Annotated in this window: 9 protein-coding genes; 3 read left to right on the top strand and 6 right to left on the bottom strand. The window is 65.5% G+C overall.

Annotated features, from left to right (window positions below; translation table 11 throughout):
- Positions 1–289 precede the first annotated feature (289 nt).
- Positions 290–748 carry a septal ring lytic transglycosylase RlpA family protein gene (locus ACLPJJ_RS01745; protein WP_443589019.1) on the top strand — a complete coding sequence of 153 codons (459 nt, stop codon included), beginning with the start codon at positions 290–292 and terminating at the stop codon, positions 746–748.
- 174 nt (positions 749–922) lie between these two features.
- Here ACLPJJ_RS01745 and ACLPJJ_RS01740 read toward each other — a convergent pair whose 3' ends face one another.
- Together ACLPJJ_RS01740 and ACLPJJ_RS01735 are read right to left on the bottom strand one after the other, a co-directional pair.
- The gene (locus tag ACLPJJ_RS01740) at positions 923–1657 is read right to left on the bottom strand and encodes a polysaccharide deacetylase family protein (RefSeq protein ID WP_443589018.1); all 735 of its coding nucleotides are present in this window, start codon (positions 1655–1657) and stop codon (positions 923–925) included.
- A gap of 241 nt (positions 1658–1898) precedes the next feature.
- The gene (locus ACLPJJ_RS01735; RefSeq protein ID WP_443589017.1) at positions 1899–2042 is read right to left on the bottom strand and encodes a hypothetical protein; all 144 of its coding nucleotides are present in this window, start codon (positions 2040–2042) and stop codon (positions 1899–1901) included.
- 135 nt (positions 2043–2177) lie between these two features.
- On the opposite strand from ACLPJJ_RS01735, the gene ACLPJJ_RS01730 reads away from it, so the two are divergent.
- Together ACLPJJ_RS01730 and ACLPJJ_RS01725 are read left to right on the top strand one after the other, a co-directional pair.
- The gene (locus ACLPJJ_RS01730; protein WP_443589015.1) at positions 2178–2558 is read left to right on the top strand and encodes a hypothetical protein; all 381 of its coding nucleotides are present in this window, start codon (positions 2178–2180) and stop codon (positions 2556–2558) included.
- 45 nt (positions 2559–2603) lie between these two features.
- On the top strand, positions 2604–4400 hold the full coding sequence (locus ACLPJJ_RS01725; protein ID WP_443589014.1) for an ATP-binding cassette domain-containing protein: 1797 nt from the start codon (positions 2604–2606) through the stop codon (positions 4398–4400).
- Between the two features lie 93 nt (positions 4401–4493).
- Here the strand turns inward: ACLPJJ_RS01725 and ACLPJJ_RS01720 are convergent, their stop codons facing one another.
- From ACLPJJ_RS01720 to ACLPJJ_RS01705, 4 genes are all read right to left on the bottom strand, one after another.
- Entirely contained in the window at positions 4494–6425 is a 1932-nt protein-coding gene (locus ACLPJJ_RS01720) for an alkaline phosphatase family protein (RefSeq protein ID WP_443589013.1), read from the bottom strand.
- The gene (locus ACLPJJ_RS01715) at positions 6422–7078 is read right to left on the bottom strand and encodes a hypothetical protein (protein ID WP_443589012.1); all 657 of its coding nucleotides are present in this window, start codon (positions 7076–7078) and stop codon (positions 6422–6424) included. The genes ACLPJJ_RS01720 and ACLPJJ_RS01715 overlap by 4 nt, the downstream gene beginning before the upstream one ends.
- Positions 7079–7282: 204 nt before the next feature.
- Entirely contained in the window at positions 7283–8620 is a 1338-nt protein-coding gene (gene der, locus ACLPJJ_RS01710; RefSeq protein WP_443589010.1) for a ribosome biogenesis GTPase Der, read from the bottom strand.
- A gap of 2 nt (positions 8621–8622) precedes the next feature.
- Positions 8623–9279 (bottom strand): PQQ-binding-like beta-propeller repeat protein (locus ACLPJJ_RS01705; RefSeq protein WP_443589009.1); only part of this gene is annotated, 657 nt, incomplete at its 5' end.

The raw sequence follows: 9279 nt of genomic DNA, 5'->3' as shown, positions 1-9279 counted from the left end.
CAATGCTGCTCAGGAAACCGCTCCTACACCACGCGGTGGGGCACGATCGCAACATATTTATAACGCTGGCAAATATACGATTCCGAATTGCAAGCCGCACTGATATCAAATCAGTAGGTCCAAGGTTCGAATCCTTGTGCACCCACCATCTTCCCTAAAGAATAGAACTTGTTGCGCGCAGTTCGGGATTAATCGCCGCGCCATTACTGCTATGCAAGCCAATTAAATTCGGTATACGCTAATGGCATGAACGGCTCCGACACCAAGACCATCTGAAGGCCACAATGAGATGATCCAGTACCGCTTCATGCTCGTTCTGGCGGTTGCGGGCGTTGTTTCCGGTTGCACCGCCGCCCCCATGGGGAAAGCTCCTGTCGCCACGGCGGCCGCGCTCCCACAGGCTGCTCCTGCCGCGCCCCCGCCAACGCCTCAGATTATTGCGTCGGGACCATCAGTCGTCGGTCTCGCCTCTTGGTACCGGCCTGGCCCGGGCCTTCACCGCACCTGCACCGGCCAATCGTTCACGAACGGCGTCCTGTCCGCGGCATCGCCCGTGCTGCCTATGGGGACGAAGGTGCGGATCTCGCTTCTTAACGAAGACCGTTCCGTCGTTGTTCTTGTGGACGATTGCATGCCTCACAGCCACCGCATCATCGACCTTTCCGAGGCGGCCGCGAGCCAGATTGGTCTGGTCAGCAGTGGTGTAGCAATGGTGAGCGTCACCCCCCTGGTCGTAGCCGAAAAATAGAGACGGCGGTCTGGCTGTCCAAGTCCTGGAAAATCTAGATTTTTTGTGCGATTGCGAAGTTATCCACAGAGTTGTGGGTAATTCTGTGGATATTCCATTTATACAGCCGGAAATTCCTTAGCCGCATTGGCCTTTTGCCCCGTTGGCGGGGTGGCAACGGATTCCTCGGCGCGCTTACACCGTCACGTCGATCGTCGCAGGCAGTTGGTCGAGGCGGATGAACCTGGTCCCGGCCTCGTGCAGCGCCTTCAGCCCGGCGGCGATGCCCGCGCCGCTGTCGCGCTTCGGCTGGTTGATATGCCCCTCGATCACGTCGCCATTCTTCGCCGCGGCGATCCGCGCCGCCACGGTCCTGGCGGGCAGCGAGGCCCCCTCATCCGAGTTCAGGGAATATCCGGCGATCTTGAAACCCAGCGCCTCGATGGCCGGGATGGCCGCAGGGCTGTAGATGCCCGCCGCCGCCCGGTACCAGGTAGGGCGCTTGCCCGTCGCGGCGGTGATTGCCGCCGCCCCGTCCAGCACCTCGGTGCGGATCGCATCCAGCGTGCCCGCAGGGGCCAAGCCGTAGATCGGCGCCGCGCCCAGCACCGGCGGAATATGGCGCGCGCCGTGGTTTTCCAGCGCGAACAGATCGGGGCGGGACTTCAGCAGGGCCAGCCCGTCCGGGTTCCAGCGCATCCAGGTGGCGGTGACGAAGATCGTCGCCGGGATGTTGCATGCCAGCAGGGGGTTGGCGATGCGCTCGTCGAAATGCCCCGGGCAGGCATCCAGCGTTACCGCAACACCTTGCACGGGCAGGCGCAGGCAGGGCTCCACCAGCCCGGCGCCGCGTCCGCCATGCCAGAGCGGCAGGGTGAGCGCCCCGCCAAGAAAGGCGCGGCGGGAGACAGTTTGGCACGAAGTACACATCGAGGATGCAGGCCTGAGGTTTCCAGCACCTCGTGCCGCAGGGGCGGGGCGGCGTCAATCCGCGCTTGCGGATACATATTTTCGTAAGGTTTATGCGAAACAGTACAACAACATTAGCTCGGGTTGACGTCTCATTGCGTTACCCGCGGCCCGCGTTGTCCAGAAATGTGTGGAGTGGCGAAGGGGGGAATATCTCGGCTCAAGAGCCGGCGGGGGTGGGCCCGCCGGCTTTTTTTGCGGCTTACGCCCAGTGGCCCGGATGCCACCCGCCATACGCGCCCCAATGCCCCGGCACCCAATGCGCCGTGGCGTAGGGGCGGCCCGGGTAGACCACGCAGCCGGTCAGCGGCACGACCGTGGCGGCCAGCAGCAGAATGATTGCCATGTGCTTGCGCAAATTATGTCTCCTTCGTCTTCGTCAGTCGTCGCATATACGGCCTTTGGCCATATGCGGGTAATGAACGGTAATGAAGTGTTGCCGGGATGACGGCAAGCTGTTCCCTGGCTATATGCTGGTGTAATGTCGAGCCCCAGCCATGTGCGGCGTTGCCGCAAGATTTTTCTGGCCATGCTCGCCGCCTCGTTCCTGGCGGCTTGCGAGACGCCACCCAGCCCCTCAACGCCACCGTCAACGCCGGTCAAGCAACTGCACCAAGACGAATCCGCCGCCTATGAGCGGGGTTTCCTGGCTGGGCGGCGCTACCAGGCCAGGCTCGATTCCAACCGGCCCCCGCTGCCCTGCGCCACCCCGGCGCCCCCGCCGGCTCCCGCCCCGGCCGCGCCGTCCACGGCCACGCCCGCCTCTCCGCCGCCCCCTGCCGCGCCGCAGCCCAGCCCGCTTCCCGCAGGCAGCTATGCGCCCTCCGGCCCGGCCCGGCCTGTCGCGCTGTCCGGCACTTAGCGCGCCGCTCTTGAGTCCGGCGGCGCGAACCGCCAAACAGCCCGCATGGCTCCCCCACCGCTCCTGCTGCTCACCGACATCTCCGTAACCCTCGGCACCGTGCCGCTGCTCTCCGGGGCATCGCTCTCGGTGGGGGCGGGGGAGCGCATCTGCCTCGTCGGCCGCAACGGCTCGGGCAAATCCACGCTGCTGAAGATTGCCTCGGGCGAGATCGCCCTCGACTCCGGCACGCGCTTCTTCCAGCCCGGTGCGACCATGCGCTATCTGCCGCAGGAGCCGGATCTTTCCGCTCACGCCAACGTCATGGACTATGTGTTGGCAGGCCTCGGGCCAAATGACGACGAGTACCGCGTCCGCTATCTGCTGGGCGAGCTTGGCCTGAGCGGGGATGAGAAGCCGGAAAACCTCTCGGGCGGCGAGGCCCGCCGCGCCGCACTTGCCCGCACCCTGGCGCCCAGCCCGGACCTGCTGCTGCTTGACGAGCCGACCAACCATCTGGACCTCCCCGCCATCGAGTGGCTGGAAGGCGAGCTGAAATCCCTCTCCTCCGGCATTGTGCTCATCTCACATGACCGGCGGTTCCTGGAGAACCTCTCCCGCGCCATGGTCTGGCTGGACCGTGGCCAGACGAAGCGCCTGGACAAGAGCTTCGCCCATTTCGAAACCTGGCGCGACGAGGTGCTGGAGCAGGAGGAGCAGGACTTCCACAAGCTGGGCCGCAAGATCGCGCGCGAGGAGGACTGGCTGCGCTACGGCGTGACCGCGCGGCGCAAGCGCAACGTCAAGCGCCTGGCGGGCCTGCACAGCCTGCGCGCGGAGCGCCGCAACTACACGCACAAGCTGGGCACGGCCAAGCTGGCTTCGCTGGACGCCGCCACCTCGGGTAAGATCGTCGTGGATGCCGACGGCATCTCCAAGAGCTTCGGCGAGCGCAAGGTGGTGGACAATCTCACCTTCCGCGTGCTGCGCGGCGACCGGCTTGGCGTTGTCGGCCCCAACGGCGCGGGAAAATCCACCCTGCTGAAGCTGATCCTCGGCCAGCTGGCTCCCGATTCCGGCACGGTGAAGCTCGGCGCGGCGCTGGACGTCGTGACGCTCGACCAGCAGCGCGCGGCGCTCAACCCGAACACCTCGCTGGCCGACACGCTAACCGGCGGCAAGAGCGACCAGGTGCATGTCGGCAACCAGAGCCGCCATGTCATCGGCTACATGAAGGAGTTCCTGTTCAAGCCCGAGCAGGCGCGCACGCCGGTCGGCGCGCTCTCAGGCGGCGAGCGCGGGCGGCTGCTGCTGGCGGTGGCGCTGGCCAAGTCCTCCAACCTGCTGGTGCTGGACGAGCCGACCAACGACCTCGACCTGGAAACCCTGGACCTGCTGCAGGAAATGCTGGGCGATTACGCCGGCACGGTCATCGTCGTATCGCATGACCGCGACTTCCTCGACCGTGTGGCGACCTCGGTGCTGGCATCGGAAGGCAACGGCAACTGGGTGGAGTACGCGGGCGGGTATTCCGACATGCTGGCCCAGCGCGCGGGTGCCCCGGTGGCGGAGCAGAAGGCCGAGAAGAAATCCGCGCCCAAGCTGCAGCAGGCAGCGCCCGCCGCTCCGGTGGCGCGGAAAATCTCTTTCAAGGAACAGCACGAGCTGAAGACCCTGACGGCGGAGATCGACAAGCTCCACGCCGAGATCCAGAAGCAGGAAACCATCCTCGCCACGTCGGACCTCTACACGAAGGATCCGAAAAAATTCCAGGCCGCCACCGCCGCTCTGGCCGAGTTGCACGCCAAGCTGGAGAAAGTAGAGGAGCGCTGGCTGGAGCTGGAGATGCTGAAAGAGGGCTAATTCCCGCCGTCATTGCGAGGCCGCGTGAGCGGCCGAAGCAATCTATCTTTACTGGACACGAAAGCGGCGCCTGCGGGCGCCGTTTTTATTGGACTACTTCACCGCTGGTTCGCTGGGGTCCGTCTTCGGCCGCGGGTTGAAATCCGCGGGGATGGTGGTCTTGATCCCCAGAGCCACATCCACCGGCACCACGCCGATCGCCTTGCAGCCCTCGTTGCCATAGGGCGGGATGGCGTTGATGTCGGCGGTCACCGCGTAGGAGGCGGGCAGGGGGGGCGCAGCACCTGTCAGGCGTGCCGGGTCGAAGGCCGAGAGCAGGTTGCCCACGCCCGGGGTGTTGTCGTCCGCCGGGCCGAGATAAGCCTGCTTGAACATTTTCAGCCCCGCCTCGCGCGCCTGCGCCTCGTCCGGCAGGTCCGCCAGCGCCGGCAGGCCGTAGAGCAGCTCGATGAACTTGATCACGCTGGCATGGTCACCGCTCTCATGGCTGACCATATGCGCGCGGGCATAGGGCGAGATGACGATGAGCGGGATGCGCGGTCCGCGCGAGAGCGGCAGGCCCTGCGGGTCGTATTCCACGAAGGTTGGCGGCACATGGTCGTAATCGCCTTCCGACTCATCGTAGGTGATGATGATCGCCGATTGCGCCCAGTACTTGCTTTGGGCGATGGCGTTCACCTCCCGCGCCACCAGCGCCTCGGAGATCGCGGCATCCGAATAGCCCGGATGGTCGTCATCGCCCTGGAAGTTGTGCTGCACCGCCGGGTCCTTCAGCGCCGGGTTCAGCCCCGCGATGTTCTGGAACCCGCCGCGCACGTAATATATGCCGCCGGTAGGGGAGAGCTTGCCCGCGCCGATATCGGCGAAGAAATCGCCCAAGCCGTGCAGATGCTTGGTCTCGTCAGGATTGTTCGAGACATAGCCGAAATATTGCGGCCCGTTGTGGTGGCCGATATAGCCGGCGTGGCTGGCCGTGGCGCCCTTGTCGGAAGGCTCATGGTCATAGCCCTCCTCGTACCAGCCCCAGGGCAGGGGCGCCGCCTTGCTCGCGGCGATGGCCGGGATATCCTGCTGCACATCGGCAAGGTCGGCCGCCTGCTCGTCCTTGGCTGTCACCGCCTTCACCTTCACGCCGTTCATGGTCAGCGGCAGGCTGGCATAGGTCTGGTTCAGCGCCGGGACCACGGGGCGCTTGGCTGAGTCCATGGGGTTCTGCGGCTGGCCGCTTGCATCGCCATTTTCGCCCGTGCCCCAGAGCGGGTCGGCATCGCCCACCACCGGCTCGCCCACGCCCTTCGGCAAGCCCTTGGCACCTACAGCTTCATCAGGGTGCTTCACCCATTGCGTCTCGCCGGTCTCGCCCGCGATCATCGCGATGGCATTCGGCGTGGAGGGCCCGATCGTGTGCTGGAAGAAATTGTCGAACAGGATGAAGCGGTCGGCGTAGTTCCACAAGTAAGGGATGGTATCGCAATCCTCGTAGGCCATGGTCAGCTCGCCGAACTGTTTGGCGATCAGGCTCGGCGTCTTGTCGCCCGGCGTGATGTACTTCTTCTCTTCCTCGAGCGCGAAGCGATCCATCAGCGCCTTGCCGCTCACCACGTCCATCTTCTCGGCCATGTTGATATGCGCGTGGTCCACGTCATCGGTGTCGGCGGCGTATTGGTCCGGCCCGATGCGGAAGGGCGAGATAACGCCCATGCTGCCATCGACATTCATGATCGGCTGGTAGAAGCCCGGCGTCTGGCTGGCGGGCTGGCTGTAAAACCCGTTCGCGCCGGGGAAGGTGCCGAAATAGGAGTCGAAGGAGCGGTTCTCCTGGAACAGCACGAACACGTATTTCACGTGCTTGCGCAGCAGCGCGATCTCCTGCGCCTCGGTCAGGTTCGGCTCGTGCGCCACCATCTCAACGCGCACTACGGTTGGGCCGTCGGGCTGCTGGGTCACGGTGCCGGCCGCCCAGGCGAACTGCGCCGGCAGCAGGCTCAACGCCGTCATCAGGCTCAACGCGCGTTTGAACTTCATGGCTTTTCCTTAGCGGTTTCAGCAACAAGAGCAGCCAGCCCGGCGCGGCTGGCAACGCGCACCGGGTTGTCGCCCAGATCATCCGGCAGCAGCACATCATCCTGCCGCGCCCCTTCGGCATTGCCGCGCAGCCCGACCAGCAGCGAGCGCCGCGCGGTGATCGCATCGCAGCGCCCGGCCTCGTAGGCATCGTGCATCTCATCGGGTTCCTGGAACGCGAATTCGTGCAGCGTGATGTGATGCGCCTTGAAATAGGCTTGCAGATTGTCATCCTCCGGCGAGCCGGGTTCGACGCAGATTTCCGCCTGAGCCAGATCCGCCGCCTGCCGCGCGGGTGAGCCGTAGGGCACCAGTATCGCCTGGTAGTCGTTATAAATTACCGGCCCGAGCGTGTAGCCGGGCCCGATATCCGCCTGCGGAGCGAACAGCACATCAGCGCGCGGCGGAATGTCGCTGTCCTGCAGCACCGGGGTGAATTGCGCTGCCACACCGAGCTTGGCGGCCATGCGCTGGCAAATGGAAATCTCCAGCCCCTGCCAGGAGCCTTTCGCATCGGGGTAGGCCAGTTCCGGCGCTGCCACACCGGCGCAGAACAGCGGCGCGGCCAGGGCCGGGGCAGGGAGGAACATCAGCAGGAGGGCGAGACGCAGCATGCGTGCTGTCCTAGCCCTGGCCCCTTGGCCGAGCGAGTTAAGCTTTCGTGGAGTTTTATACCAAGCCGCGTTGATGATGACCCATCCAGAACCGTCATTGCGAGCGCAGCGAAGCAATCCATCTCCGCGACATCGCTGGAAAAGATGGATTGCTTCGCTGCGCTCGCAATGACGGCAGAGAGTCATGCATCTCGCAAGCGGGTATTAATCCGCGTACGGATTATCCGTGCCGCGCAGATAGATGCGGATGGGCACGCCCGGCATCTCGAACGCCTCGCGCAGGGAGTTCACCAGATAGCGCTGGTATGTCTCCGGCGTCTGTTCGGCGCGGGTGCCGAACACCGCGAAGGTTGGCGGCCGCGCCTTGATCTGCGTGATGTAGCGCAGCTTCAGCCGGCGCCCTTCCACCAGCGGCGGGGGGAAACGCTCCAGCGCCGCCTCGAACCAGCGGTTCAGCTGGCTGGTGGGGATGCGCAGGTTCCACTTCTCGTAGGTGGCGCGCAGGGCGGGGAACAGCTTGGCCACGCCCTCGCCGGTCTCGGCGGAGAGCGGCACCACGGTAATGCCCTTCATCTGGCTGAGCGAGATGGAGATGCGGTCCAGCGCCGCCTTGCGCGCATCGCCGCGGTCTTCCACCGCGTCCCATTTCGTCAGGGCGATCACGCAGGCCCGGCCCTCGCGCTCGACAAGGCGGGCGATGTGCAGATCCTGCTCCTGCACGCCATTCACGGCGTCAACGGCCAGCACCACCATCTCGGCCTTCTTCAGTGCCTCGATCGAGGAGGAGGTGGACATCTTCTCCAGCCCCTCATCCACCCGGGCGCGCTTGCGCAGGCCCGCCGTGTCCACGATCCGGTAGAGCTTCCCGTCCGGCCCGGTGAAGTCCGCCGAGACTGCATCGCGCGTCAGCCCCGGCTCCGGTCCGGTGATCATGCGCTGCTCGCCCAGCAGATAGTTCATCAGCGTCGACTTGCCCGCGTTGGGCCGCCCGACGATCGCCAGATGCAGCGGCAGGTTCTCGCCGTCTTCCGCCTCGCCCTCTTCCGGCTTCGGCAACCGGTCGGCGATCTCGGTCATCAGGCCGTAGATGCCCTCGTTATGTTCGGCGGAAATGGCGCAAGGCTCGCCCAGGCCAAGCTCATAGGCTTCCATGGCGGCGGCGGCACCGCCGCGTCCCTCGGCCTTGTTGGCCACCACCAGCACCGGCTTGCCGGTCCGGCGCAGCCAGGTGGCGAAATGGTGGTCCTCCGGCAGCAGCCCGGCCCGGGCGTCGAACACGAACAGCACGAGGTCCGCGTGTTCCACCGCCAGCGAGGTCGAGGCCCGCATCCGGCCCGGCAGCGTGTCCGGCGCGGCTTCCTCCAGCCCGGCCGTGTCCACCAGCAGCACTTTCGTGCCGGCGAGCACGCATTCGGCCTCCTTGCGGTCGCGCGTTACGCCCGGCGTGTCGGCCACGAGCGCGATGCGCGCCCCGGCCAGCCGGTTAAAGAGTGTGGACTTGCCGACATTCGGCCGTCCGGCAATAACAACATGCGGTGTCATGATCAGGTGTATGCAGTCAGTTTGGCGTTGCGCGTCAGTTGCAGCAGCACGCCGCTGGCGGCCAGCGGCGCCATGTCCGCCACATTGCTGCTGCCCAGCTTCACTGTCCGCGTCAGTTCTCCGGCCACCGGGTCCACCAGCGCTGCCTGGCCATGGTCGCTCACCAGCAGCAGCTGGCCGTTCACCAGGATCGGCCCGGCCCAGCTGATCGGGTCCTTCTGCTTCTTCATGTTCTCATAAGGCTGCATTTGCAGCGACCAGCTGACCAGCCCGTCATCCGCGTGCACGGCGTAGAGCACTTGGTTCTTGTCGAGCACGAAGGCGAAGCCTCCGGCCATGTAGATGGGTTGCGTGCCGGTGGCGCTGTGCGTCCACACCTTGGCGCCGGAATGCAGGTCCACGGCCATCATCGTGTCGCCCAGGTTGATGGCATAAACCACGCCGCCCGCGATGACCGGGGAGGCGACGATGTCCGAGAAGGTGAGTCCGCCGCCCTGGCCGAAGGAGGCGGCGAGGCTCTGCTCCCACACCGGCGTGCCGGAGGTGGCGTCGATCGCCGCCAGCAGGCCGTTGGAGAACCCGGCGGCGATGATGCCGGCGGCGAAGGCTGGCGGTCCCGCGATCTGCACCGCGGTGGTGGAGGTCTGGCCGGCCGAGCC

It is taken from the genome of Acidocella sp. (assembly GCF_052326845.1).
In the GTDB taxonomy this organism is placed as follows: domain Bacteria; phylum Pseudomonadota; class Alphaproteobacteria; order Acetobacterales; family Acetobacteraceae; genus Acidocella.
This window is presented reverse-complemented; position numbering and strand designations above follow the sequence as displayed.

Bases quoted from the DNA above. Each gene is read 5' to 3' on its own strand.
- ACLPJJ_RS01745 (WP_443589019.1), top strand. From the start codon at position 290: ATGATCCAGTACCGCTTCATGCTCGTTCTGGCGGTTGCGGGCGTTGTT.
- ACLPJJ_RS01740 (WP_443589018.1), bottom strand. From the start codon at position 1,657: ATGTGTACTTCGTGCCAAACTGTCTCCCGCCGCGCCTTTCTTGGCGGG.
- ACLPJJ_RS01735 (WP_443589017.1), bottom strand. From the start codon at position 2,042: ATGGCAATCATTCTGCTGCTGGCCGCCACGGTCGTGCCGCTGACCGGC.
- ACLPJJ_RS01730 (WP_443589015.1), top strand. From the start codon at position 2,178: ATGTCGAGCCCCAGCCATGTGCGGCGTTGCCGCAAGATTTTTCTGGCC.
- ACLPJJ_RS01725 (WP_443589014.1), top strand. From the start codon at position 2,604: ATGGCTCCCCCACCGCTCCTGCTGCTCACCGACATCTCCGTAACCCTC.
- ACLPJJ_RS01720 (WP_443589013.1), bottom strand. From the start codon at position 6,425: ATGAAGTTCAAACGCGCGTTGAGCCTGATGACGGCGTTGAGCCTGCTG.
- ACLPJJ_RS01715 (WP_443589012.1), bottom strand. From the start codon at position 7,078: ATGCTGCGTCTCGCCCTCCTGCTGATGTTCCTCCCTGCCCCGGCCCTG.
- der (WP_443589010.1), bottom strand. From the start codon at position 8,620: ATGACACCGCATGTTGTTATTGCCGGACGGCCGAATGTCGGCAAGTCC.